The following is a 23665-nucleotide window of genomic DNA, read 5'->3' as shown; positions in this document are numbered from 1 at the left end:
TTATGCTTAGTTGTGTTTGGTTCTGTTTATTTGTTCGGTTGGCGCGATGAGGAGTGTCGGACGTGAAGAAGACGTCGACCCGGCTGGCTGACGGGCGCGAGCTCGTCTACTACGACGCGCGCGACGACGTCGTCCGGGACGCGGTCGACCGGCGCCCCCTCGACCGCACCGTCACCACCTCCGAGATCCGCCGCGACCCGCTGCTCGGCGACTCCGTCGCCATCGCCTCGCACCGGCAGGGCCGCACCTACCACCCGCCGGCCGACCAGTGCCCCCTCTGCCCGACCCGGGGCGAGCGGCTCAGCGAGATCCCGGACTCGTCGTACGACGTCGTCGTCTTCGAGAACCGGTTCCCCTCCCTCGCCGGGGACTCCGGGCGCTGCGAGGTCGTCTGCTTCACCTCCGACCACGACAAGTCCTTCGCCGACCTCAGCGAGGACCAGGCGCGGCTCGTCCTGGACGCGTGGACCGACCGCACCGCCGAGCTGTCCCACCTGGACTCCGTCGAGCAGGTCTTCTGCTTCGAGAACCGGGGCGCCGAGATCGGCGTCACCCTCGGCCACCCGCACGGGCAGATCTACGGCTACCCCTTCACCACCCCGCGCACCGCCCTCATGCTGCGCTCACTCGCCGAGCACAAGGAGCAGACGGGCGGACGGAACCTGTTCGCCGATGTGGTGGAGAAGGAGATCGCCGACGGCTCGCGTGTCGTCATCGACGGTGAGCACTGGGTCGCGTTCGTGCCGTACGCCGCCCACTGGCCCTACGAGGTCCACCTCTACCCCAAGCGGCAGGTCCCCGACCTGCTCGGGCTCGACGACGACGCGCGCACAGAGTTTCCCAAGATCTATCTGGAACTCTTGAAGCGCTTCGACCGGATCTTCGGTGAGGACGAGCCGCCGACGCCGTACATCGCGGCCTGGCACCAGGCCCCGTTCGGCACGCTGGAGGAGTTCGACGGGGTCAACCGGGACGACTTCGCGCTCCACCTCGAGCTTTTCACCATCCGACGCACTTCCGGCAAGCTGAAGTTTCTCGCGGGTTCCGAATCCGGCATGAACGTGTTCATCAACGACGTGCCGCCGGAGACCGCGGCCGAGCGACTGCGAGAGGTAGCGAGCGAGTAATGGGCAACGCCGTTCCGAAGAAGTACATGGTCACGGGTGGTGCGGGGTACGTCGGCAGCGTCGTCGCCCAGCATCTGGTCGAGGCGGGCCATGACGTCACGGTCCTCGACAACCTCTCCACCGGCTTCCGCGAGGGCGTGCCCGCGGGCGCCGTCTTCGTCGAGGGCGACATCCGCGACGCCGCCAAATGGCTGGACCCCTCCTACGACGCGGTGCTGCACTTCGCCGCGTTCTCCCAGGTCGGCGAGTCCGTCGTGAAGCCCGAGAAGTACTGGGACAACAACGTCGGCGGGACGATGGCCCTGCTCGCCGCGATGCGCTCCGCGGGCGTGCGCAAGCTCGTCTTCTCCTCGACCGCGGCCACGTACGGCGAGCCCGTCTCCACGCCGATCACCGAGACCGACCCGACCGCGCCCACCTCCCCGTACGGCGCCTCCAAGCTCGCCGTCGACCACATGATCAGCGGCGAGGCGACCGCGCACGGCCTGGCCGCCGTCTCCCTGCGCTACTTCAACGTCGCCGGGGCCTACGGCGACCACGGCGAGCGCCACGACCCCGAGTCGCACCTCATCCCGCTCGTCCTCCAGGTCGCCCAGGGCCGCCGCGACGCCATCTCGATCTACGGCGACGACTACCCGACCCCCGACGGCACCTGCGTCCGCGACTACATCCACGTCGCCGACCTCGCCGAGGCCCACCTCCTCGCCATCGACGCCGCCCGCCCGTCCGAGCACCTCATCTGCAACCTCGGCAACGGCAACGGCTTCTCCGTCCGCGAGGTCATCGAGACCGTCCGCAAGGTCACCGGACACCCCATCCCCGAGGTCGTGGCCCCCCGGCGCGGCGGCGACCCGGCGACCCTCGTCGCCTCCGCCGCCACCGCTCGCGAGCGCCTCGGCTGGAACCCGTCCCGCGCGGACCTCGCGGACATCGTCGCCGACGCCTGGCGCTTCGCCCAGGCGCGCCAGTAGTCCCACTCGTCGTCGTAGCAGGGTAGGTAGTCACCGCATGTCAGTCGTCGCCGCGCAGTTCAAGGATCTGTACGGGTACGAGCCCGCCGGGGTGTGGGCGGCTCCGGGCCGCGTCAACCTCATCGGCGAGTACACCGACTTCAACGAGGGCTTCGTCATGCCGCTCGCGCTGCCGCACACCGCGGTCGCGGCGGTCGCCAGGCGGACGGACGGCGTGCTGCGCCTGCACTCCGCCGACATCGACGCCCCCGTCACCGAACTGCGCGTCGACGACCTGACCCCGCTGTCCACGTACGGGCAGGGGGGCTGGGCCGCCTACCCGGCGGGCGTCGTCTGGGCGCTGCGCGCGGCGGGCCACGCGATCACCGGCGCGGACCTGCACCTGGCCTCCACGGTGCCGACCGGTGCGGGCCTGTCCTCGTCGGCGGCCCTGGAGGTCGTGACGGCGTACGCGCTCAACGAACTCTTCGACCTCGGGCTCACCGGCCCCGAGCTGGCGGTCCTCGCCCAGCGCGCCGAGAACGACTTCGTCGGCGTCCCCTGCGGCGTCATGGACCAGATGGCGTCCGCCTGCGCGACCGAGGGCCACGCCCTGCACCTGGACTGCCGCGACCTGTCGACCCGGCAGGTCCCGTTCGACCTGCCGGCGCACGGCCTCCAGCTCCTCGTCGTCGACACCCGCGTCAAGCACGAGCTGGGCGACGGGGCGTACGCGGAGCGCCGCGCGGGCTGCGAGGAGGGGGCGCGGGTCCTCGGCGTCTCCCACCTGCGTGACGTCCCGTACGGTGAACTCGACGCCGCGCTCGCGAAGTTGGAGCAGGCGCAGGTGGACGAGAAGGTCGTCCGCTACGTCCGGCACGTCGTCACCGACGACCACCGCGTCGAGCGGACCATCGCCCTCCTCGACACCGGCGAGTCCTCCGACGTACGCGCGATCGGCCCCATCCTCACCGACGGGCACCGCTCGCTCCGCGACGACCTGCGCATCTCCTGCCCGGAACTCGACCTTGTCGTCGCCACGGCCAACGCCGCGGGCGCGCTCGGCTCCCGGATGACGGGCGGCGGGTTCGGCGGCTCGGCGGTCGTCCTCGTGGAGAGCGCCGACGCGGACGCCGTGACCAAGGCGGTCCTGACGGCGTTCGAGGAAGCCGGATACACCGTGCCGCGCGTGTTCCCGGCGGTGCCGTCACCGGGCGCGCACCGGGTGGCCTGATCCTCGCGGCTCAGGTCAGCCGCTTCGTGAACGTGAACTCCTTGACCCCCGGCGGATAGTCCGGCACCACCGCGACCACGTCGTAACCGTGCTGCCGGTAGAAGCCGGGGGCCTGGAAGTCCCACGTCTCCACACGGGAGTTGACACAGCCGTGCTCCTCGACGGCGATCCGCTCCGCCTCCGCGAGCAGCCGGGAGCCGAGGCCCGTACCGCGACGGTGGTCGGCCACCCAGAGCAGGTCCACGTGCAGCCAGGTCGCCCAGGTGTGCCCGTCCAGCCCCCCGGCCAGTGAGCCGTCCTCCGCCAACGCCCATACCTGGAGCGGAACTTCGCGGTCGGCGGGCGTGCCGCGCAGGTCGCGCAGGACCGGGGACGCCGCCGTGTTGGCGTCCGCGAGCAGCGACCTGAGCAGAAGGCGGCGCTCTTTGTCGACTTCTGTCTCAATGCGCACCATGTGCCACACCCTAAACGCGCCGGACAGGCGACGACCGGCCAACGGGTAACCAGTTCTGTGAATTGCCTTCCCCTCCTGCCGCACAGCCCTACTCTGAGGGACAACACCGGTGGGGGCCGGTGTTGATCAGGGGGCGAGACAGCCGGGTACGACGCCCGGGGTGGGGGTAGCGGAACCGACACGGCGGCGGCCGTGCGACCGCGGTGACCCGCACGCCGGGCGCCGTACCCGCGTTGATCCCATCTCCCGACGATCAGGTACCCCCCGCTCCACGAGAGGGCGGGGAAGGGGGTTCTCACGTGGTACGCATCCGGGTTCTGGTCGTCGACGACCATCGCATCTTCGCCGAGTCCCTGGCCGCGGCGCTCGCCGCCGAGCCGGACGTCGACGTGTCGGCCGCGGGCAGCGGCCCGGCCGCCCTGCGCAGCCTCGACCGGGGCGCCGCCGAGGGCCGCAGATTCGATGTGCTCCTCGTCGACGCCGACCTGGGCGCGGCCTCCCTGCAAGGCATGCGGCCACCGACCGTCGTGCCCGACGGGCCCGCGCAAGAAGGTCTCGTCGACGGGATCTCCCTCGTCGCCGGCGTCCGCTCCGGACAGCCGGCCGTACGTACGGTGGTGCTGGCCGAGCGGGACGACCCACGCCGGGCCGCGCTCGCCCTCCAGGCCGGGGCGTCCGGATGGGTGGCGAAGGACTGCTCCCTGTCGCGGCTGCTGACCGTCATCCGCGGTGTGCTGCGGGACGAGACGCATCTGCCTCCGGCGCTGCTCACCGGTGTGCTGCGCGAGCTGACCGCGGCGCGCAAGCACCGGACCGAGTCCGAGCGGCTGGTCGAGTCCCTCACGCCGCGCGAGCGCGAGGTCTTGCGGTGCATGGTGGCTGGGCTGGGGCGCAAGGCTGTGGCCGAGCGGTTGTTCTTGTCGCCGCATACTGTGCGGACGCATATGCAGAATGTGTTGGGGAAGTTGGGTGTGCACTCGACGCTGGCCGCGGTTGCGCTCGCGCGCCGAGCGGGTGTGGGGCCGGTCGATCTTGAGGCGGCCAGCTAGATCCCTGGGAGGGTCGGCTTTCGGGTGCGGGTGGCGATGTGGCTGGTCGCGCAGTTCCCCGCGCCCCTAGGAGGCGCGGCTTCGCCGCGGCCTCCCAGGGGGAATGCCGCACGAAGTGCGCATTCAGGGGCGCGGGGAACTGCGCGAGCAACCACGACGAGAGCCGCGCCTGCGAACCGCGGAGCGTCTGTCACCCGGGGATGTTGTCGAACGGGGCCGTCAACTGGCGTAGGAGTGAGGCCAGTTCGCCGCGTTCGGAGCGGGAGAGTTCGGCCAGGATCGCCCGTTCCTGCGCGAGCAGCCCCGCCAGGGCCTGATCCGCCCGGTCCCGCCCCTCGGGCGTGAGGCGGACGAGGACGCCCCGGCGATCGCTCGGGTCGGGGAGGCGTTCGACCAGGCCCTTCTTGGCGAGGCGGTCGATGCGGTTGGTCATGGTGCCGGACGTGACGAGGGTCTGCGTCAGCAACTGCCCGGGGGAGAGCTGATAGGGCGCACCCGCACGCCGCAGGGACGTGAGGACGTCGAACTCCCACGGTTCGAGCTGGTGCTCGGCGAACGCGAGGCGCCGCGCACGGTCGAGATGGCGCGCGAGCCTGCTGACCCGACTGAGCACCTCGAGGGGCTCCACGTCGAGGTCAGGGCGCTCCCGGCGCCACGCTGCGACCAAGCGGTCGACCTCGTCCTCCATGACGATCAGTGTAGGGGGTGTGTCGATGTGAAGTCTCTTGATGTCAAGTTACTTGACGGCGAGATAAATGAGGCGGGACCCTGTCCGTATGGCTCCCTTCACCTCTCCCACCTGGGACCCCCGCCAGTACCTCCGCCACGCCGACCACCGCGGCCGCCCTTACGCCGACCTCCTGGCCCGCGTCCCCGACCTCCCCGGCGAACCCGCCCGCATCGCCGACCTCGGCTGCGGCCCCGGCAACGTCACCACGCTCCTCGCCGACCGCTGGCCCACCGCCCACATCACCGGCTACGACAACTCACCCGAGATGCTCCGCAAGGCCGAGCAGTACGCCGGGCCGACGAAGAGCGGCGGCCGCGTCGAATTCGCCCACGCCGACCTGCGGCACTGGACGCCCCCGGAGACGTACGACCTCATCGCCTCCAACGCGACGCTGCAATGGGTGCCGGGCCACGTCGACGCCTTCCCCGGGCTCTTGGACGCGCTCGCGCCCGGCGGGACCTTCGCCTTCCAGGTGCCCGGCAACTTCGACGCGCCCAGCCACGTACTCATGCGGGAGCTCGCCGGTTCGGCGCCCTGGCGGGACAGGCTGGCCGGGGTGCTGCGCCACGGCGACGCCGTGCTCGGCCCCGCCGCCTATCTGGAGCGGCTCACGGCGCTTGGCTGCTCGGTGGACGCCTGGGAGACCACGTACGCGCATCTGCTGACCGGGGACGACCCCGTTCTGGACTGGGTGAAGGGGACCGGGCTGCGGCCCGTCCTCACCGCCCTCGCCGACGACCCGGACGCGCGGGACGCCTTCGTCGCCGCCTACCGCGATCTGCTGCGTGACGCCTATCCGGCGACACCGCACGGCACCGTCTTCCCGTTCCGGCGAATCTTCGTCGTCGCCGTCAAAGCATGATCACGGGGTTGGACCGGCCGACCGGGCGCGGCGCCCGCGTCACCTGGGACGACGGGCTGCTCCCGGCCTACCGGCGCTTCTAGGCGTGGGCTAGCTCTTGCGGTGGCCTATCAGGCGCGGCTTGGGTTCCAGGCCGTCGAGGCCGTGCCACGCCAGGTTCACCAGGTGCGCCGCGACCTCCGCCTTCTTCGGCTTGCGGGCGTCCAGCCACCACTGGCCCGTCAGGGCGACCATGCCGACCAGGGCCTGCGCGTACAGCGGGGCGAGCTTGGAGTCGAAGCCCCGGGCCTTGAACTCGCGGCCCAGGATGTCCTCCACCTGCGTGGCGATGTCGGAGATGAGGGAGGCGAAGGAGCCCGTGGACTGCGGGATGGGGGAGTCGCGGACCAGGATGCGGAAGCCGTCCGTGTACTCCTCGATGTAGTCGAGGAGCGCGAACGCGGCCTGCTCGCACAGTTCGCGCGGGTGCCCGGCGGTCAGGGAACTGGTGACCATGTCGAGGAGCTGGCGCATCTCCCGGTCGACGACGACCGCGTACAGGCCCTCCTTGCCGCCGAAGTGCTCGTACACCATCGGCTTGGAGACCCCGGCCTTCGCCGCGATCTCCTCCACCGACGTGCCCTCGAAGCCCTTCGCGGCGAAGAGGGTGCGGCCGATCTCCAGCAACTGCTGGCGGCGTTCGGCTCCCGTCATCCGCGTACGGCGCGTACGCCGTGGCTTGTCGGGCCGGTCGCTGCTCGCGCTGCTGGGGGTGCTTGAGTCGGTCGCCACATCCCCATCATGCCTGGCGTCGCTCACGCGGCGTCGGGTACCTCTGCTTCGGCCTTGCGGCGCTCGATCCGCTCCTTCGACGGCCAGCGCACGTCGTGGGCCCAGCCGAGCTGTTCGAACCAGCGGATGAGGCGGGCCGAGGAGTCGACCTGGCCGCGCAGGACGCCGTGGCGGGCCGAGGTCGGGTCGGCGTGGTGGAGGTTGTGCCAGGACTCGCCGCAGGAGAGGACGGCCAGCCACCACACGTTGCCGGAGCGGTCGCGGGACTTGAAGGGGCGCTTGCCGACCGCGTGGCAGATCGAGTTGATCGACCAGGTGACGTGGTGCAGCAAAGCCACCCGGACGAGCGAACCCCAGAAGAACGCGGTGAACGCCCCCCACCACGACATCGTCACCAGACCGCCGATCAGCGCGGGCAGGAGGAGCGAGAGCGAGGTCCACAGGATGAACTGGCGGGAGATCGCGCGCAGCGCCGGGTCCTTGATCAGGTCGGGCGCGTACTTCTCCTGCGAGGTCTGCTCCTCGTCGAACATCCAGCCCATGTGGGCCCACCACAGGCCCTTCATCAGGGCGGGCAGGTCCTCGCCGTACCGCCACGGCGAGTGCGGGTCGCCCTCCGCGTCGGAGAACTTGTGGTGCTTGCGGTGGTCCGCCACCCAGCGCACCAGCGGGCCCTCCACCGCCATGGAGCCGGCGACGGCGAGCGCGATGCGCAGGGGGCGCTTGGCCTTGAAGGAGCCGTGGGTGAAGTAGCGGTGGAAGCCGATGGTGATGCCGTGGCAGCCGAGGTAGTAGAAGAGGACGAGCAGCCCGAGGTCGAGCCAGCTCACCCCCCAGCCCCAGGCCAGCGGCACCGCCGCGACCAGGGCGAGGAACGGCACGACGATGAAGAGGAGCAGCGCGAACTGCTCCACGGAGCGCTTCTGCTCACCGCCGAGGGTCGCCGGGCCGGAGAGGGCGGTGGAGGGTTGGGACGCCCCTTGCGGAGCGTCCTCGATCACGTCGGACTGTGCGGCCATGGGGTCCCCTGTTCGTCGAGGGTCGGGTCAAGGGCTGAACGTGAGGGTCGAAGGGAGCACGGAGGATTGAGAGCCCTCCAAACTGGCGAGAAGCCCTACCGGGCCAACGAAGCCCCATAGAGCCCCGAGACGATCCGAGGCCCCGGAGACCTCCAGGCCCCCGGAGATGCCCGGAAGGGCTTCGTTTCTACGGTTCCGTAACTTACGGGGTCGTAAGCGTAGCGGCGTGTATCCGGGTGTCTTGAGGGTCCGGGCGGCGCCGCGGGCCCGGGCACATATCCTTGGGAACGGTCGGACAGCGCGGTCCGCTCTGAATCTCCACCCGGGACTTCTACCCGGTTCCGGGGACTCTTCCCTCCAGACGAGCTTCACCACTGCAAGGAGCCGCACCTGTGAGCAGTGCCGAACAGACCGCCTCGACGAGCACCAGTGCCGAGCTGCGCGCCGACATCCGCCGACTGGGCGATCTGCTGGGCGAGACCCTCGTCCGGCAGGAGGGGCCCGAGCTCCTCGAACTCGTCGAGAAGGTCCGCCGCCTGACGCGCGAGGACGGCGAGGCCGCCGCCGAGCTGCTGCGGGGGACCGAACTGGAGACGGCGGCCAAGCTGGTCCGCGCCTTCTCCACCTACTTCCACCTCGCCAACGTCACCGAACAGGTCCACCGCGGCCGGGAGATGCGCGCCAAGCGCGAGGCCGAGGGCGGCCTCCTCGCCCGCACCGCCGACCGCCTGAAGGACGCCGACCCGGACCACCTGCGCGAGACGGTGCAGAACCTGAACGTGCGGCCCGTGTTCACGGCCCACCCGACCGAGGCGGCCCGCCGCTCCGTCCTGAACAAGCTGCGCCGCATCGCCGAGCTGCTCGAGACGCCGGTCCTGGAGGCCGACCGCCGCCGCTACGACACCCGCCTCGCCGAGAACATCGACCTGGTGTGGCAGACGGACGAGCTGCGCGTGGTGCGCCCCGAGGTGACCGACGAGTCGCGGAACGCGATCTACTACCTCGACGAGCTGCACGCGGGCGCGGTCGGCGACGTCCTGGAGGACCTGACCGCCGAGCTGGAGCGCGTCGGCGTCACCCTGCCCGACGACACCCGCCCGCTGACCTTCGGCACCTGGATCGGCGGCGACCGCGACGGCAACCCGAACGTGACCCCGCAGGTCACCTGGGACGTCCTGATCCTCCAGCACGAGCACGGCATCAACGACGCGCTGGAGATGATCGACGAGCTGCGCGGCTTCCTGTCGAACTCGATCCGCTACACCGGCGCCACCGAGGAACTGCTCACCTCCCTCCAGCAGGACCTGGAGCGCCTGCCGGAGATCAGCCCGCGCTACAAGCGGCTCAACGCCGAGGAGCCCTACCGGCTGAAGGCGACCGCGATCCGGCAGAAGCTGGAGAACACCAAGGAGCGGCTCGCCAGGAACACCCCGCACGTGGAGGGCCGCGACTACCTCGGCACCTCCGAGCTGCTCCGCGACCTCACCCTGATCCAGACGTCGCTGCGCGAGCACCGCGGCGGCCTCTTCGCCGACGGCCGGATGAACCGGACGATCCGCACCCTGGCCGCGTTCGGCCTCCAGCTCGCGACGATGGACGTACGGGAGCACGCGGACGCCCACCACCACGCCCTCGGCCAGCTCTTCGACCGGCTCGGCGAGGAGTCCTGGCGCTACGCGGACATGCCCCGCGAGTACCGCGGCAAGCTGCTCGCCAAGGAGCTGCGCTCGCGCCGCCCACTCGCCCCGACCCCGGCGCCGCTCGACGCGGCCGGCGAGAAGACCCTCGGCGTCTTCCACACCATCGCCAAGGCGCTGGACGTGTTCGGGCCCGAGGTCATCGAGTCGTACATCATCTCGATGTGCCAGGGCGCCGACGACGTCTTCGCCGCGGCCGTGCTCGCCCGCGAGGCCGGCCTCATCGACCTGCACGCCGGCTGGGCCAAGATCGGCATCGTGCCGCTCCTGGAGACGACGGACGAGCTGAAGGCCGCCGACACGATCCTGGAGGACATGCTCTCCGACCCGTCCTACCGGCGCCTCGTCGCGCTCAACGGGGACGTGCAGGAGGTCATGCTCGGCTACTCCGACTCCTCGAAGTTCGGCGGCATCACGACGAGCCAGTGGGAGATCCACCGGGCTCAGCGCCGCCTCCGCGACGTCGCGCACCGCTACGGCGTGCGCCTGCGCCTCTTCCACGGCCGCGGCGGCACCGTCGGCCGCGGTGGCGGCCCCTCGCACGACGCGATCCTCGCCCAGCCCTGGGGCACCCTGGAGGGCGAGATCAAGGTGACCGAGCAGGGCGAGGTCATCTCCGACAAGTACCTCGTGCCGTCCCTGGCCCGCGAGAACCTCGAACTGACCGTCGCGGCCACCCTGCAGGCGTCCGCCCTGCACACCGCGCCGCGCCAGTCCGACGAGGCTCTGGCCCGCTGGGACGCCGCCATGGACGTCGTCTCCGACGCCGCGCACGCCGCGTACCGCAAGCTGGTCGAGGACCCGGACCTGCCGACGTACTTCCTCGCGTCGACCCCCGTCGACCAGCTCGCCGACATGCACCTGGGCTCGCGGCCCTCGCGCCGCCCCGGCTCCGGCGTCTCCCTCGACGGCCTCCGCGCCATCCCGTGGGTGTTCGGCTGGACCCAGTCGCGGCAGATCGTGCCCGGCTGGTACGGCGTCGGCTCGGGCCTGAAGGCGCTGCGCGAGGCCGGTCTCGACTCCATGCTCGACGAGATGCACGAGCACTGGCACTTCTTCCGCAACTTCATCTCCAACGTCGAGATGACGCTCGCCAAGACGGACCTGCGCATCGCCCGGCACTACGTCGACACGCTCGTCCCGGACAACCTGAAGCACGTCTTCGCCGACATCGAGGCCGAGCACGAGCTGACCGTCCGCGAGGTGCTCCGCGTCACCGGTGAGAGCGAACTCCTCGCCGCGCAGCCGGTGTTGAAGCAGACCTTCGACATCCGCGACGCCTACCTCGACCCGATCTCCTACCTTCAGGTCGCCCTGCTCAAGCGTCAGCGCGACGCGGCGGCGGCGGGCGAGGAGCCGGACCCGACGCTCGCCCGGGCCCTGCTGCTCACGGTGAACGGTGTGGCGGCGGGTCTGCGCAACACCGGCTGACCGCCCGCAAGAGCTAGACGACGGCGACGAACGCCGCCGTGAGGAGTGCGACACCGGCGCCCGACGTGATCCACGCCAGGCGCCGGTTCAGCATTCCGCCCGCGAGCACGACCGACGCGAGCAGCAGCGCGCCGCCCAGCGGCATGAACGCGGTGAAGAACCCGGCCGTCCCGGAGCGCACGGCCTGCCGGCTGCTCGGCTTGACCACGACGTCGATGCGGGCGCCCTTCTTCACGCCGACGGAGCGCCGCATCCAGACGTCGCCGCCGCCGGGCGCCGAGGCCAGCGGCCCACTGCACTTGGTGCCCGTGCACCGCTCCACGAGGAGTTCACCGTGGAGGCGCCCCTTGGGGAACACCACGTGCTGCGCGGCGCCCCACGACGCCCAGAACCCCGCCACCACCAGGAGCAGGGCGATCGCCAACGCCGCGATCCGCCGGGTCACCGACACCGCTGAAGCCATGGCCGTGATCTTTGGCCATGGGTACGCGTACGGTCAACTCCTGGCACCTCGGGAACGGGCTCAGGAGTTGTACGAGGACTGCGCGCGCTCCAGGCCCTCCGTGATGAGCGCCTCCACCGCGTCGGCGGCGCGGTCCACGAAGTAGTCGAGCTCCTTGCGCTCGGTCGAGGAGAAGTCCTTCAGGACGAAGTCCGCGACCTGCATCCGGCCGGGCGGGCGGCCGATGCCGAACCGCACCCGGTGGTAGTCGGGGCCCATCGCCTTGGTCATCGACTTGAGGCCGTTGTGCCCGTTGTCGCCGCCGCCGAGCTTGAGGCGCAGCACTCCGTAGTCGATGTCCAGTTCGTCGTGGACGGCGACGATGCGCTCGGTGGGCACCTTGTAGAAGTCGCGCAGCGCGGTGACGGGGCCGCCGGAGACGTTCATGTACGACATCGGCTTGGCGAGGATCACGCGGCGGTTCGCGGGTCCGGGCGGGCCGATCCGCCCCTCCACGACCTGGGCCTGCGCCTTCGTCGCCCGCTTGAACTTGGCGCCCATCCGCTGTGCGAGCAGGTCGGCCACCATGAAGCCGACGTTGTGCCGGTTCATCGCGTACTCGGGGCCTGGGTTGCCGAGCCCGGCGATCAGCCAGGGGGCGTTGTCGTCGGACATCCGCGTTCCTTCGCTAGAGATGCGGCTCAAGACGGCTGTACGGGGTGGCGGGCCGTGCCCACCACCCCGTACACCGGGACTTCATACGGCGAAGGCTCAGGCCTCCGCGGCGGCCTCGTCGCCCTCGGCCTCGGCCGGGGCCTCCTCGGCCTGGGCGGCCAGGACCTGGAGGACGACGGCGTCCTCGTCGACGGCGAGGGTGGTGCCGGAGGGCAGCTTGATGTCCTTGGCGGCGACGGAGTCACCGGCGTCCAGGCCCTCGACGGAGACGGTGACCGACTCCGGGATGTGCGTGGCCTCGGTCTCGACGGACAGCGTGTTGAGGACGTGCTCCAGGATGTTGGAGCCCGGGGCCAGCTCGCCCTCGGTGACGATCGGGAGCTCGACGGTGACCTTCTCGCCGCGCTTCACGAGGAGCAGGTCGACGTGCTCCAGGAAGCCCTTCAGCGGGTCGCGCTGCACGGCCTTCGGGATGGCCAGCTCGTTCTTGCCGTCGATGTCCAGGGAGAGCAGGACGTTCGGCGTGCGCAGGGCGAGCAGCAGCTCGTGGCCCGGCAGGGTGATGTGGACGGTCTCGCCACCGTGGCCGTAGACCACGCCGGGAACCTTGTTCTCGCGGCGGATGCGGCGGGCGGCGCCCTTGCCGAACTCGGTACGGGTCTCGGCGGCGAGCTTGACCTCGGACATGCTCTTCAACTCCTCGTAGAAGTAGGGGACCTTTGGAGAAAGGTGGTCACCCGGCCACGAACGGCCTGCTACGAAGAGCGCGTCGATAACGGACCGCCGTACGAATGAGTACGGCCTCCCTCGCCGAGCAACTTCAGCAGTTTACTCGGCGGGGAAGGCCGCACCCAAATCGATCTTCAGCTGATCCTTACGCTTCGCCCTCGAAGAGGCTGGTCACCGAGCCGTCCTCGAAGACCTCGCGCACGGCGGAGGCGATCGTCGGGGCGATCGACAGGACCGTGATCTTGTCCAGCTCCAGCTCGTTCGGCGTCGGCAGCGTGTTCGTGAAGACGAACTCGCTCACCTTCGAGTTCTTCAGGCGGTCCGCGGCCGGGCCGGAGAGCACGCCGTGCGTGGCCGTCACGATGACGTCCTCGGCGCCGTGCGCGAACAGGGCGTCGGCGGCGGCGCAGATCGTGCCACCGGTGTCGATCATGTCGTCGACCAGGACGCAGACGCGGCCCTCGACGTCACCGACGACCTCGTGGACGGTCACCTGGTTGGCGACGTCCTTGTCACGGCGCTTGTGCACAATCGCCAGCGGGGCGCCGAGCCGGTCGCACCAGCGGTCGGCGACGCGCACACGGCCGGCGTCCGGGGAGACGACGGTCAGCTTGGAGCGGTCGACCTTGGCGCCCACGTAGTCCGCCAGGATCGGCAGCGCGAACAGGTGGTCCACCGGGCCGTCGAAGAAGCCCTGGATCTGGTCCGTGTGCAGGTCGACCGTGAGAATGCGGTCGGCGCCCGCGGTCTTCATCAGGTCCGCGATCAGACGCGCCGAGATCGGTTCACGTCCGCGGTGCTTCTTGTCCTGCCGCGCGTAACCGTAGAACGGCACGATGACGGTGATGGAGCGGGCCGACGCGCGCTTCAGCGCGTCGATCATGATGAGCTGCTCCATGATCCACTTGTTGATCGGAGCCGTGTGGCTCTGGATCAGGAAGCAGTCGGCACCGCGAGCGGACTCCTGGTAGCGGACGTAGATCTCACCATTGGCGAAATCGAAAGCCTTGGTCGGGACGATCCCGACACCGAGCTGGTGCGCGATCTCCTCGGCAAGCTCGGGGTGGGCGCGGCCCGAGAAGAACATCATTTTCTTCTCGCCCTGCGTCTTGATCCCGGTCACAGCACTAGTCTCCTCAGACGAGTTCGTCCGCCGCAGCTGCCCGCGCGTCCCTATAGCAGCGAGCCAGGCGAATCGTGAGCATCTATCACGGTACGCCGTGTCGGACGCACCTGTTTCCGGTCAGCCTTCGCTGCCCGGCTCCTCGGTGAGCGCCTCGGCCGCCTTCGCGGCCGCGCTGCCCGGACGCTTGCGCGCCACCCAACCCTCGATATTCCTTTGCTGGCCCCGGGCGACGGCCAGCGAACCGGCCGGTACGTCCTTCGTGATCACGGACCCCGCGGCGGTGTAGGCACCGTCCCCGACCGTGACAGGAGCCACAAACATGTTGTCCGCTCCGGTGCGGCAGTGGGAGCCGATCACGGAGGGGTGCTTGTCCTGGCCGTCGTAGTTCACGAAGACGCTCGCGGCGCCGATGTTGGTGAAGTCACCGATCGTCGCGTCGCCCACGTACGACAGGTGCGGCACCTTGGTGCCCTCGCCCAGGGTGGACTTCTTCAGCTCGACGAACGTGCCGACCTTCGACTTCAGGCCGAGGCGCGTGCCCGGCCGCAGGTACGCGAACGGGCCCACGCTCGCCTGCGGGCCGATCTCCGCGCTGTCGGCCACCGTGTTGTCCACACGGGCGCCCGCGTGGACCGTGGTGTCGGTCAGGCGGGTGTTCGGGCCGACGACGGCGCCCTCGCCGATGTGCGTGGCGCCGTGCAGCTGCGTGCCCGGAAGGATCGTCGCGTCGCGGTCGAAGGTGACCGTGACGTCGATGAACGTGGTGGCCGGGTCGACCACGGAGACGCCGTCGAGCATGGCGCGCTCAAGGAGGCGGTCGTTGAGGATGCGGCGGGCCTCCGCGAGCTGGACGCGGTTGTTGATCCCCGCGATCTCGCGGTGGTCGCGGGCCACGGAGGCGCCGACGCGGTGGCCGGCGGCGCGCAGGATGCCGAGGACGTCCGTCAGGTACTCCTCGCCCTGGCTGTTGTCCGTACGCACCTTCTTCAGCGCGTCCGCGAGGAGGCGGCCGTCGAACGCGAAGACACCCGAGTTGATCTCGGTGAGGGCGCGCTGCTCCTCGGTGGCGTCCTTGTGCTCGACGATCGCGGTCACGGCACCGGTCCCGGCGTCGCGGACGATGCGGCCGTAGCCGGTGGCGTCCGGGACGTCGGCGGTGAGCACGGTCACCGCGTTGCCGTCGGCGGAGTGGGTGGCGGCGAGCGCCGTCAGGGTCTCGCCGGTCAGGAGCGGGGTGTCGCCGCAGACGACCACGACGGTGCCGTCGAGGGCGCCCTCGGGGGCCAGGCCCTCCAGGCCCATCCGGACGGCGTGCCCGGTGCCGTTCTGCTCCTCCTGCACGGCGGTGCGGACGCCCGCGTCCACGGCGTTCAGATGGGCGGTGACCTTCTCGCGCGCGTGCCCGACGACCACGACGAGCTGCTCGGGGTCCAACTCACGAGCGGCGGCCAGCACATGGCCGACGAGGGAGCGGCCGCAGAGTTCGTGCAGGACTTTGGGGGTGGCCGACTTCATACGGGTGCCCTCACCCGCTGCGAGAACGACGACGGCGGCCGGGCGGATGGCGCTCACGGAGGTGCCCTTCGGCTTCGAATGGGGTGGACATCCGCAGGATACCGGGGTGTTCGAGAGCCGAAACGGGCGCGGGGCCCGACCGGTCGGCCGGGCCCCGCGTTGCGTCGTGCTCCCCCGCCAGGACTCGAACCCGGACAAATGGCACCAAAAGCCACGGTGCTGCCAATTACACCACGGGGGATCAACCCGACTGATCGGGCATTGCGCCGGTCCGCCGAGCGAGCACCCAACACTATGCCGTACCAGGCACCTTCCACGCGACGGTACAACTCACGCCCCCCGTGTCCGCGGGCGGGCCCGGCGGGGCGGAGCGAAAGTCACCGGAAATCGGGCGCCGACCGACCGTAGGCTGGGGGCATGACCACGACGGGGGAAGTTCACCGAGCCACGGCCGGGGGGCCGTGGTGGTGGGAGCGGCGGCGCGGAGCCGTGCTGGACGCGGGGCTCGCGGCGGCCTCCGCTGTCGAGTGCGCGTTCGAGGGTGTGCCGTTCGCGCACAAGGCCGGTCTTCCGGTCTGGACAGGCATCGTCTTCGGGGTCCTGACCGGCGCGACGCTCCTGCTGCGACGGCGCTGGCCGATCGCCGTGGTGCTCGTCTCCGTGGCGGTCACCCCGGCACAGATGGGCATCATGCTCACGGTCGTCGGCCTGTACTCGCTGGCCGCCTCCGAGATGCCGCGGCGGATCATCGGCTCGCTCGCCTGCATGTCGTTCGTCGGCACGCTCATCGTGTCGGTGGTCCGGGCCCAGCAGGACATGGTGCACAGCGACCGGTTCCAGATCGGCGGCTGGTTCGTCCCCTTCGTCGCCGTCACCACCTCGCTCGGGGTGACCGCGCCGCCGCTCCTGCTCGGCCTGTACGTGGGTGCGCGGCGCCGCCTGATGGAGAGCCTGCGCGAGCGCAACGAGTCGCTGGAGCGCGAGCTGTCGCTCCTCGCCGAGCGGGCCGAGGAGCGGGCCGAGTGGGCGCGCGGCGAGGAGCGGACCCGGATCGCGCGGGAGATGCACGACGTCGTGGCGCACCGGGTGTCGTTGATGGTGGTGCACGCGGCGGCGCTCCAGGCGGTCGCCCGCAAGGACCCGGAGAAGGCGGTGCACAACGCGGCGCTCGTCGGGGACATGGGCCGGCAGGCGCTCACCGAGCTGCGGGAGATGCTCGGCGTGCTGCGGTCCGGCGACCCGGTGCCCGAGCGCGGGCAGAGCGTGCCGCTCGCGGCGGTCGCGCAGGCGGCGGCCGCGGCGGCGTCCCGGGCCGAGGCGGAGGAGGGCCCGGCGGAGGGCGGCCCGTGCCTGGCCGACCTGGACGAGCTGGTGGGCCAGTCCCGGGAGGCCGGGATGGTCGTCGAGATGACCGTCGAGGGGGAGGCGCGCGAGTACGCCGGGGCGGTCGAGCAGACCGCCTACCGCGTCGTGCAGGAGGCCCTGACCAACGTGCACAAGCACGCGGCCGGCGCCAAGACCTACGTCCGCCTCGCCCACCGCGCCGCCGAGGTCGCCATGCAGGTGGAGAACGACCCGCCGCCGAATCTCGCGGCCGCCTCCTCCGCCGACCTCCCCTCGGGCGGCAACGGCCTGGTCGGCATGAAGGAGCGCGTGGCGGTGCTCGGCGGCGTCTTCGTCTCGGGCCCGACGGACGCGGGCGGCTACCGGGTCTCGGCGGTGCTCCCGGCGGCGTAGGCCGCGTACGGCCGGGTTAGGTCGCCTGGAGGCGGGCCGGCTGGACCCCTGTGACCAGGGTTTCCAGGGCGCGGTCGATGTTCGGGCCCAGATACCAGTCGCCGCTGTGGTCGAGGGCGTAGACGCGGCCCTCCGTGTCGATGGCGAGGAGCGCCTCCGTGCCGGACTCCGCGCCGAGCGGGGCGACCTCCGTGTCCAGGGCGCGGCCCAGGTCACCGAGGGTGCGGGCCATGTGCAGGCCGTGCAGGGGGTCCAGGTGCGGCTGGACCGGGGCGATCTGGCGGCCCGGCCCGGTCGGGGTGAGGTGCAGGCCGCCGAACTCCGCCCACGCCTCGACCGCCGCCGGGAAGACGGCGTGCCGGTGCCCGGCGGGGGAGACGTGCGAGCGCAGGGCGTCCGCCCAGAACTCGGCCTGCTTGATGTCCCAGCGGCCGGGCTGCCACCCCGCGGCGCGCAGCGCGGCGTCCACGGGCACGGTGAAGCGGGTGCTCGTCGTGCGGTCCGAGAGGGCGGTGGAGGAGGATCCTTGGGTGGGCATCAGGAGGCCGTCTCGCTCTCGGCTGTGTCTGCGGAGGGGTCCACCACGCGGACGCCGAAGTGGGCCGTCAGCGCGGCGCAGGCGCGGCAGGGCCGGGCGAAGCCGCCGTGCAGCGGGTCGCCGTCCTCGCGGATGCGCCGGGTGGTCAGTTTGGCGTGCTTGAGCGCTTTGCGCGCCTCGCCCATCGTCATCGGTCTGCGCCGGGCCCGCTTGGACTTCTCCGTGCGCTCGGCGTCCGCCGCGACGAGGTGGCGCGAGATGAGGATCGCCTCGGCGCAGCGCCCGGTGAACCGGTCACGCTGCGCGCTCGTCAACGTGTCCAGGAAATCCTGCACCAAAGGATGGAGCGCGGGCGGCAGTTCACCGCGCGCGGCGGTGGAGGTGAGTGTGCCGCCGCGCACCGACAGCGCGGCGGCGACGGCGGGCAGGATGCCGTCCCTGCGCCCGCGCAGAATGGGTACGTCGATGGCGTCCGCCGCGCTCCAGCCCACGCGCGGGTCGTTGCCGGACGGCGTCTCCGCGTCGGCGGACGGCTCCGTCGCCGTCTCTGCGATACCGCTGTTCATGTAGTGCTTCCCCTCCTGCAATCCCCCAGGTTGCCTGCACAGAGTGCCAAATGGGACGCCGGGTGCGGAAGCCGGTACCCGTCGACACGCCCGATCGTCACGGGGCGGTGACGCGAAGGTGACTGCTGGTCATGGAAGCGGAGGCCCGGTGACCGGTGCCGTACGACCGCATAGGCTGTCGGTGTCCGCGATCGACTCGGGCCGGGGACGGACCACGCGTTCGTCACCCGTTCGGCCGCGGTGCAGCAGGTACCCGTCAACAGCGCCGCAGGGGGCAACCGCCATGACGACAGGTCGGCTCGGGCAGCAGGCCGCGCCGCCGAACGCGGCTTACGCCGGGCAGGTAGTGAACTTCCCTGACCCGGTCCGCGCCGCCCGGCACCCCCGCGGGGTGCGGGTGGACGGCGACGGCTATCCGGACTTCTCCCCGTACGCGCGCGCGGCGGCGGAGATCGCGGAGCCGCCCCAGGGCTTCGGCGTCGACGAACTGCGGCTCACGGACTACGTGTCGGCGAACGCCGCGCTCGCCGCCTCCGGCCACGAACTGTGGGACACCATCCCGGCGGTCGCGACCCCGCACGGCTGGACCTGGCACCACGTCCGCGGATCGCGCCGCCTCGAACTCGTCCCCGTCGAGGTCAAGGCGCTGCTGCGGCACCACGGCGGGCTCGCGACGGCCGCCGTCGACCAGCACAAGCGCGGCACCCGCCCCCTCCAGGACACCCGCCCGGTCCACTTCGGGCTGCCGAAGTCGTCGGTGGCGGTGACCGAGCAGCAGGTCCTCGGCGTCGAGGAGGACCTCGGCTACCGGCTGCCCGGCGCCTACCGCTCGTTCCTGAAAGCGGCCGGCGGCTGCGCGCCCGTCGGCGCCGCGCTCGACGCCGACCTCGGCCTCCTCGTCGACCAGCCGTTCTTCACGGTCCGTGACGAGGCCGCCGTCAACGACGTGGTCTACGTCAACAAGTGCCTGCGCGACCACCTCACCAAGGACTACCTGGCGGTCGGCTTCGTGCAGGGCGGCATCCTCGCCGTGAAGGTGCGGGGCGAGCGCACCGGTTCCGTCTGGTTCTGCGCGTACGACGACGCGCGCGACGGCGGCGACCTGGCCGCCCTCTCGGTCGCCGAGCGGGTGGAGCGGCTGCTGCTGCCGTGCGGGGACGACTTCGACGCGTTCCTGTCCCGGTTGGCCGGAAACCCGCCGGAGCTGGAGACGGTGGCGAACCTGATGGTGGACGGCGGCTTCGCGAGCGCCGTCCCCGTTTCGACGCATTCGACGTACGCGGACGAGGGGTGAGGGTCCGATGGTGACGTTCGCGCAGGCGCAGGAGCGCGCCGAGGAATGGATCAACGGCGACGTGCCCGGCTACCAGCAACGCGAGGTGCGGGTGCGGGAGTTCGAGCTGGGCTTCGTCGTGTGGGCGGAGGACCGCGAGAACGGCCCCGTCTCCGACGGCGGCCGCCAGCGGCTCGTCATCGCCCGCGACAGCGGCGAGGCCACGCTGTGGCCGTCGCTGCCCGTGGGTGAGGTGATCCGGCGGTACGAGGAGGAGTACGGGCTGCCGGAGGTCCCCGCGCAGTCGCCGGCGCCCCGGGCGCCGGAGCGGGTGGACCTGAACCAGACGTCGTTCCTGCTCAGTCCGCCGGAGTGGTTGCAGGAGGCGGCCGACAAGCTGGGCATCCCCGACCGTCGTACGCCCGCCGCGGCCTCCGCCCCGGCCGAGCCGCGTGACGCCGTGCCGGACGGGGCGACGCCGTGGGCCGGTACGGACACGAACGGGGCCGGTGACGAGGAGGACCGCTCGGTGCCGCTGCCCGAGACGGTGTTCTCGCCGCCCGTGCCCGAGGAGACGCCGCCGCCGCCCGGGGTCACCCCCGACGCGAAGACGGCGCTGATCTCCGGTGGCAGCCGGCTGCCGCGCACGGAGGTCGCCCCGGCGCTGGACGACTCCCCGGCCCCGCCCACGCCGAGTGCGCCGCCTTCTGGCACGTCCCCGTACGGCTACCCGCAGGGCCCGGTCGGCGGCCCCCACACGCCCCCGCCCGCGCCGGGCGCCCCGCTGCCACCACCGGTACCGGGTTCGGCGGTGCCGCTCACGCCGCCGCCGGGGTACACGCAGTACGGAATCCCCCAGGGCCCGAACACACCGCCCCCGCCGCCCGCGCCGAGCGGTCCGAGCACGCCGCCGCCCGCACCGGGTACGCCCCCGCCGGGTGCTCAGCCGTACGGCTACCCGCAGGGCTCGAACACGCCGCCGCCTCCGTCCGTGCCGGGTGGCCCGAGCACGCCTCCGCCCGCGCCGGGAGCCCAGCCGTACGGTTACCCGCAGGGCCCGGGCGCGTCGAACACGCCGCCTCCGCCGCCCGCGCCGGGTGGGCCGAGTACGCCTCCGCCCGCGCCGGGCGCGCCGCTGCCTCCTCCCGCGCCGGGTGGGCCCGGCACGCCGCCCCCGCCGCCCGCCGCGCCCGGTGCGCAGGACATCGCCAAGGTCGCCACCAGCAAGGCGCAGGGTCCGCAGGCGCCGCAGCCTCCGCAGGCGCCCGGGGCCCCCGGCGCGCCGGCCGGGGGGTACGTGCCGACCCAGCTCGTCTCCTCGCTCGGCCCGGACGGGCAGCCGTCGTCGCCCGGTGACGGTGTGCACCACGCCGCGACCATGCTGGCGGGGCCGGGCGGACAGACGCCGCCCCCGCCGGGCGCCCCCGGCGCGCCGAAGCCGCCGCCCGGCGCCACGCCCCCGCCCCCCGCGGGCGGCGGCGTGCACCACGCCGCGACGATGCTCGCCCAGCCGGGCCCGCAGGGGCCGGGCGGGCCGGTGCCGCCGCCCGCGCCGGCGCCCCCGGCCGCGTACGGCTATCCGCAGCAGGGCGGTCAGCCGACCGTCGGGCCCGGCTACCAGGCCGTGCTGCGCTACCGCGCGCCCGACGGCTCCGAGCAGCAGCTCATCCGGCGCAGCGCGCCGGGCACGCCGCACCCGGAGTGGCAGATCTTCCACGAGCTGCGCGGCATGAACATCCCGCCGGACCAGGTCCTCGAACTCCACACGGAGCTGGAGTCCTGCGCGCTGCCGGGCGCGTACTGCGCGCGCATGATCAAGGAGCAGTGGCCGCAGGCGCGGATCACGTCGATCGCCCCGTACGGCACGGATCACGCCTCGCGCCAGCAGGGCATGCGGCAACTGATCGCGCACCAGGGCGAGTTGCACCAGGTCGCGGACGGCCCGGCGCGCCCGGCGCCGGTACGCGCGCCGCTGCCGCCCGTGCAGCCCGCCCCGCCGATCCCCCCGGAGGGCATCGCGCAGGAGCTGGCCGGGGCGTTCGGCCCGGGTGTGTTCCGGTTCGACCAGCGGGCCGTGTCGCGGCAGGGCGTGCCGGACATCGTGGCGCACACGCTGGTCGTGGCGGGGCTGCCCGCGGACTTCGGGCCGTTCTTCTGGGCGCAGGCGGTGCCGGGCCGCCCGGTGCCGACGCTGGCCGAGCTGGCGCAGGAGCGCGGGGTACAGCCGGCGTCGGACGCGGGCTCGTACCTGGTGATGGGCAGCGATTTCGGCAAGGCGATCTGCGTCCAGTACGGGACGGCGCACATCGTGGCCGTGCCGGTGGAGTCGGGTCCTGGCGGGGCGCCGGTGCCGCCGCAGTTCGTCAACACCGGTCTGCCGGAGTTCGCGCGGTCGCTGGGGCTGCTCGGCCGGATGTGGCGGCTGCGCTACGGCCTGAACCCGGAGCAGGCGGGCCGCTGGACCGTCGACTTCCAGGCGCAGCTGAACGCGATCGACCCGGCGGCGCTCGGCTCGCCCGAGACCTGGTGGTCGGTGCTGCTCGAACAGATGTGGGACGGCCTGCTGTAGCCGGGGCCTGCTCGGGGCGCTCGACCTGCGGAACGGGTCGGGCGCCCCGATCATGCGCTCATGGCGGCGACACGGAGGCGGAACGGCGCGGCGGGCAAGCGGCACTGGCTCACACGCGCCCTGCTGACGCTGCTGGTCGTGCTCGTGCTGCTCGTCGGGTACGGCACAGCGCTGTATTTCTGGGCGGATCACCGCCTGCGCACCACGGAGGCGTTCGGCGACGAGAGCGACCGTCCGACGGGCGGCGAGGGCACGGACTGGCTGCTCGTCGGCTCGGACTCGCGCGCGGACCTGACGCCCGAACAGCGCAAGCGGCTGCACGTGGGCAATGACGGCGGCCTCAACACCGACACGATCATGATCCTGCACTACGGGGAGAGCGGCCCGTATCTGATCTCGATCCCGCGCGACTCCTACGTCCCGATCCCGGGCCACGGCCACGGCAAGATCAACGCGGCGTACGCGATGGGCGGCGCGCGCCTGCTCACCCGCACCGTCGAGCAGGCGACGGGGCTGCGCCTCGACCACTACGCGGAGATCAGCTTCCTGGGCCTGGTGGACGTCGTCGACGCGGTCGGCGGCGTGCGGATCTGCGTACCGGACGGCGGTCTGCGCGACGCGAAGTCCGGCGCCGACTTCGCCGCGGGCTGCCAGGACATGGACGGGGTGCAGGCGCTCCAGTTCGCGCGGGCCCGCTACTCCGACCCACAGGGTGACCTCGGCCGGGTGAAGCGGCAGCGGCAGCTCGTTGACGCCATCGCGGACAAGGCGCTCGGCCCGTCGGTGGCGCTGCCGCCGTGGCGGCTCGTCCCGTTCGCGCGGACCACGCTGGACGCGCTGACCGTCGACCGCGGCACCGGTGTCGGCGCCCTCACCGCGATGGGCCTGCGGGTCCGCGACCTGGCCGGGACGGCGACCGTGCCGGTGGCCGGCGAGCCGTACGTGGCCGGGGCGGGCGACGTCGTCGTCTGGGACCGGGACAAGGCGCGCCGGTTGTTCGGCGCGCTGAAGGACGACACCGGGATTCCGACTTTCGACTCCAAATGACGCATCCTTGACCGAGTAGGCCGGGTGGATGTGTCGCCTGTGACGTGTGTGCGTCGTGTGTCGCGGTATCGGCGCCCGCGCCGGATCCATCAGGATGTGCGCCGGTCGCGTGGAACACGTGGAT

General features: G+C 71.9%; 21 protein-coding genes and 1 tRNA gene. 10 read left to right on the top strand and 12 right to left on the bottom strand.

Translation table 11 applies throughout. From position 1 onward, the window contains the following. The first annotated feature begins 62 nt into the window (after positions 1 to 62). From galT to galK, 3 genes are read left to right on the top strand one after another with little or no spacing between them, the layout of a single operon-like run. Positions 63 to 1127, top strand: coding sequence for a galactose-1-phosphate uridylyltransferase (galT, locus tag ABZ877_RS18595; RefSeq protein WP_361071944.1), 1065 nt, complete (start codon positions 63 to 65; stop codon positions 1125 to 1127). Next, positions 1127 to 2098 (top strand): UDP-glucose 4-epimerase GalE, encoded by a 972-nt coding sequence (galE, locus tag ABZ877_RS18590; RefSeq protein WP_361071941.1) that lies wholly within the window; start codon positions 1127 to 1129, stop codon positions 2096 to 2098. The genes galT and galE overlap by 1 nt, the downstream gene beginning before the upstream one ends. Before the next feature lie 37 nt (positions 2099 to 2135). Beyond that, positions 2136 to 3311 carry a galactokinase gene (gene galK, locus ABZ877_RS18585; RefSeq protein ID WP_361071938.1) on the top strand — a complete coding sequence of 392 codons (1176 nt, stop codon included), beginning with the start codon at positions 2136 to 2138 and terminating at the stop codon, positions 3309 to 3311. 10 nt (positions 3312 to 3321) lie between these two features. Here the strand turns inward: galK and ABZ877_RS18580 are convergent, their stop codons facing one another. Continuing rightward, the gene (locus ABZ877_RS18580) at positions 3322 to 3765 is read right to left on the bottom strand and encodes a GNAT family N-acetyltransferase (RefSeq protein WP_361071935.1); all 444 of its coding nucleotides are present in this window, start codon (positions 3763 to 3765) and stop codon (positions 3322 to 3324) included. 299 nt (positions 3766 to 4064) lie between these two features. On the opposite strand from ABZ877_RS18580, the gene ABZ877_RS18575 reads away from it, so the two are divergent. Then, positions 4065 to 4814, top strand: coding sequence for a response regulator transcription factor (locus tag ABZ877_RS18575; protein WP_361071932.1), 750 nt, complete (start codon positions 4065 to 4067; stop codon positions 4812 to 4814). A 190-nt stretch (positions 4815 to 5004) separates the two neighbouring features. On the opposite strand, the gene ABZ877_RS18570 is transcribed toward ABZ877_RS18575, so the two are convergent. After that, positions 5005 to 5502 carry a MarR family transcriptional regulator gene (locus ABZ877_RS18570; RefSeq protein WP_361071929.1) on the bottom strand — a complete coding sequence of 166 codons (498 nt, stop codon included), beginning with the start codon at positions 5500 to 5502 and terminating at the stop codon, positions 5005 to 5007. 88 nt (positions 5503 to 5590) lie between these two features. On the opposite strand from ABZ877_RS18570, the gene ABZ877_RS18565 reads away from it, so the two are divergent. Beyond that, entirely contained in the window at positions 5591 to 6406 is an 816-nt protein-coding gene (locus ABZ877_RS18565; protein ID WP_361071926.1) for a trans-aconitate 2-methyltransferase, read from the top strand. Between the two features lie 90 nt (positions 6407 to 6496). Here ABZ877_RS18565 and ABZ877_RS18560 read toward each other — a convergent pair whose 3' ends face one another. Both ABZ877_RS18560 and ABZ877_RS18555 read right to left on the bottom strand, forming a co-directional pair. After that, positions 6497 to 7177, bottom strand: a complete 681-nt coding sequence (locus tag ABZ877_RS18560) for a TetR/AcrR family transcriptional regulator (protein WP_361071923.1) — start codon at positions 7175 to 7177, stop codon at positions 6497 to 6499. Between the two features lie 23 nt (positions 7178 to 7200). Beyond that, positions 7201 to 8196 carry a fatty acid desaturase gene (locus ABZ877_RS18555; RefSeq protein WP_361071920.1) on the bottom strand — a complete coding sequence of 332 codons (996 nt, stop codon included), beginning with the start codon at positions 8194 to 8196 and terminating at the stop codon, positions 7201 to 7203. Between the two features lie 392 nt (positions 8197 to 8588). On the opposite strand from ABZ877_RS18555, the gene ppc reads away from it, so the two are divergent. After that, positions 8589 to 11324: a phosphoenolpyruvate carboxylase gene (ppc, locus tag ABZ877_RS18550; protein ID WP_361071917.1), complete on the top strand. Its 2736-nt coding sequence runs from the start codon at positions 8589 to 8591 to the stop codon at positions 11322 to 11324. A 13-nt stretch (positions 11325 to 11337) separates the two neighbouring features. Here the strand turns inward: ppc and ABZ877_RS18545 are convergent, their stop codons facing one another. The 6 genes from ABZ877_RS18545 to ABZ877_RS18520 form a co-directional block, all read right to left on the bottom strand. Then, positions 11338 to 11787, bottom strand: a complete 450-nt coding sequence (locus ABZ877_RS18545) for a hypothetical protein (protein ID WP_361071914.1) — start codon at positions 11785 to 11787, stop codon at positions 11338 to 11340. A 60-nt stretch (positions 11788 to 11847) separates the two neighbouring features. After that, positions 11848 to 12441 (bottom strand): aminoacyl-tRNA hydrolase, encoded by a 594-nt coding sequence (gene pth / locus ABZ877_RS18540; protein WP_361071911.1) that lies wholly within the window; start codon positions 12439 to 12441, stop codon positions 11848 to 11850. A 96-nt stretch (positions 12442 to 12537) separates the two neighbouring features. Then, on the bottom strand, positions 12538 to 13128 hold the full coding sequence (locus tag ABZ877_RS18535; RefSeq protein WP_361071908.1) for a 50S ribosomal protein L25/general stress protein Ctc: 591 nt from the start codon (positions 13126 to 13128) through the stop codon (positions 12538 to 12540). Positions 13129 to 13315: 187 nt separating this feature from the next. Beyond that, entirely contained in the window at positions 13316 to 14293 is a 978-nt protein-coding gene (locus ABZ877_RS18530) for a ribose-phosphate diphosphokinase (RefSeq protein ID WP_361071905.1), read from the bottom strand. 120 nt (positions 14294 to 14413) lie between these two features. Continuing rightward, positions 14414 to 15868: a bifunctional UDP-N-acetylglucosamine diphosphorylase/glucosamine-1-phosphate N-acetyltransferase GlmU gene (gene glmU / locus ABZ877_RS18525; protein ID WP_361071902.1), complete on the bottom strand. Its 1455-nt coding sequence runs from the start codon at positions 15866 to 15868 to the stop codon at positions 14414 to 14416. 112 nt (positions 15869 to 15980) lie between these two features. Further along, positions 15981 to 16052: transfer RNA gene (locus tag ABZ877_RS18520), tRNA-Gln, on the bottom strand. Between the two features lie 176 nt (positions 16053 to 16228). Here ABZ877_RS18520 and ABZ877_RS18515 point away from each other — a divergent pair. Then, entirely contained in the window at positions 16229 to 17548 is a 1320-nt protein-coding gene (locus tag ABZ877_RS18515) for a histidine kinase (protein WP_361071899.1), read from the top strand. A 16-nt stretch (positions 17549 to 17564) separates the two neighbouring features. Here the strand turns inward: ABZ877_RS18515 and ABZ877_RS18510 are convergent, their stop codons facing one another. Continuing rightward, positions 17565 to 18086 carry an SUKH-3 domain-containing protein gene (locus tag ABZ877_RS18510; protein WP_361071896.1) on the bottom strand — a complete coding sequence of 174 codons (522 nt, stop codon included), beginning with the start codon at positions 18084 to 18086 and terminating at the stop codon, positions 17565 to 17567. Beyond that, a complete protein-coding gene (locus ABZ877_RS18505; RefSeq protein ID WP_361071892.1) occupies positions 18086 to 18652 on the bottom strand; it encodes a YwqJ-related putative deaminase in 567 nt (188 codons plus the stop codon). Before ABZ877_RS18505 ends, ABZ877_RS18510 begins: the two co-directional genes overlap by 1 nt. A gap of 283 nt (positions 18653 to 18935) precedes the next feature. On the opposite strand from ABZ877_RS18505, the gene ABZ877_RS18500 reads away from it, so the two are divergent. The 3 genes from ABZ877_RS18500 to ABZ877_RS18490 are packed head-to-tail and all read left to right on the top strand — an operon-like array spanning position 18936 to position 23541. Continuing rightward, entirely contained in the window at positions 18936 to 19946 is a 1011-nt protein-coding gene (locus tag ABZ877_RS18500) for an SMI1/KNR4 family protein (RefSeq protein ID WP_361071889.1), read from the top strand. Between the two features lie 7 nt (positions 19947 to 19953). Beyond that, positions 19954 to 22494, top strand: coding sequence for an SUKH-4 family immunity protein (locus tag ABZ877_RS18495; protein WP_361071886.1), 2541 nt, complete (start codon positions 19954 to 19956; stop codon positions 22492 to 22494). Positions 22495 to 22554: 60 nt separating this feature from the next. Beyond that, positions 22555 to 23541: an LCP family protein gene (locus tag ABZ877_RS18490; RefSeq protein WP_361071883.1), complete on the top strand. Its 987-nt coding sequence runs from the start codon at positions 22555 to 22557 to the stop codon at positions 23539 to 23541. Positions 23542 to 23665: the final 124 nt, after the last annotated feature.

Source organism: Streptomyces sp. NPDC046939, assembly GCF_040644575.1.
Classification (GTDB): Bacteria; Actinomycetota; Actinomycetes; order Streptomycetales; family Streptomycetaceae; genus Streptomyces.
This window is presented reverse-complemented; position numbering and strand designations above follow the sequence as displayed.

Coding starts and splice junctions, on each gene's coding strand:
- ABZ877_RS18555 (WP_361071920.1), bottom strand. CDS start 8,196: ATGGCCGCACAGTCCGACGTGATCGAGGACGCTCCGCAAGGGGCGTCC.
- ABZ877_RS18545 (WP_361071914.1), bottom strand. CDS start 11,787: ATGGCTTCAGCGGTGTCGGTGACCCGGCGGATCGCGGCGTTGGCGATC.
- ABZ877_RS18565 (WP_361071926.1), top strand. CDS start 5,591: ATGGCTCCCTTCACCTCTCCCACCTGGGACCCCCGCCAGTACCTCCGC.
- galE (WP_361071941.1), top strand. CDS start 1,127: ATGGGCAACGCCGTTCCGAAGAAGTACATGGTCACGGGTGGTGCGGGG.
- ABZ877_RS18490 (WP_361071883.1), top strand. CDS start 22,555: ATGGCGGCGACACGGAGGCGGAACGGCGCGGCGGGCAAGCGGCACTGG.
- pth (WP_361071911.1), bottom strand. CDS start 12,441: ATGTCCGACGACAACGCCCCCTGGCTGATCGCCGGGCTCGGCAACCCA.
- ABZ877_RS18515 (WP_361071899.1), top strand. CDS start 16,229: ATGACCACGACGGGGGAAGTTCACCGAGCCACGGCCGGGGGGCCGTGG.
- ABZ877_RS18580 (WP_361071935.1), bottom strand. CDS start 3,765: ATGGTGCGCATTGAGACAGAAGTCGACAAAGAGCGCCGCCTTCTGCTC.
- ABZ877_RS18535 (WP_361071908.1), bottom strand. CDS start 13,128: ATGTCCGAGGTCAAGCTCGCCGCCGAGACCCGTACCGAGTTCGGCAAG.
- ABZ877_RS18510 (WP_361071896.1), bottom strand. CDS start 18,086: ATGCCCACCCAAGGATCCTCCTCCACCGCCCTCTCGGACCGCACGACG.
- ABZ877_RS18505 (WP_361071892.1), bottom strand. CDS start 18,652: ATGAACAGCGGTATCGCAGAGACGGCGACGGAGCCGTCCGCCGACGCG.
- galK (WP_361071938.1), top strand. CDS start 2,136: ATGTCAGTCGTCGCCGCGCAGTTCAAGGATCTGTACGGGTACGAGCCC.
- ABZ877_RS18570 (WP_361071929.1), bottom strand. CDS start 5,502: ATGGAGGACGAGGTCGACCGCTTGGTCGCAGCGTGGCGCCGGGAGCGC.
- ABZ877_RS18495 (WP_361071886.1), top strand. CDS start 19,954: ATGGTGACGTTCGCGCAGGCGCAGGAGCGCGCCGAGGAATGGATCAAC.
- ABZ877_RS18500 (WP_361071889.1), top strand. CDS start 18,936: ATGACGACAGGTCGGCTCGGGCAGCAGGCCGCGCCGCCGAACGCGGCT.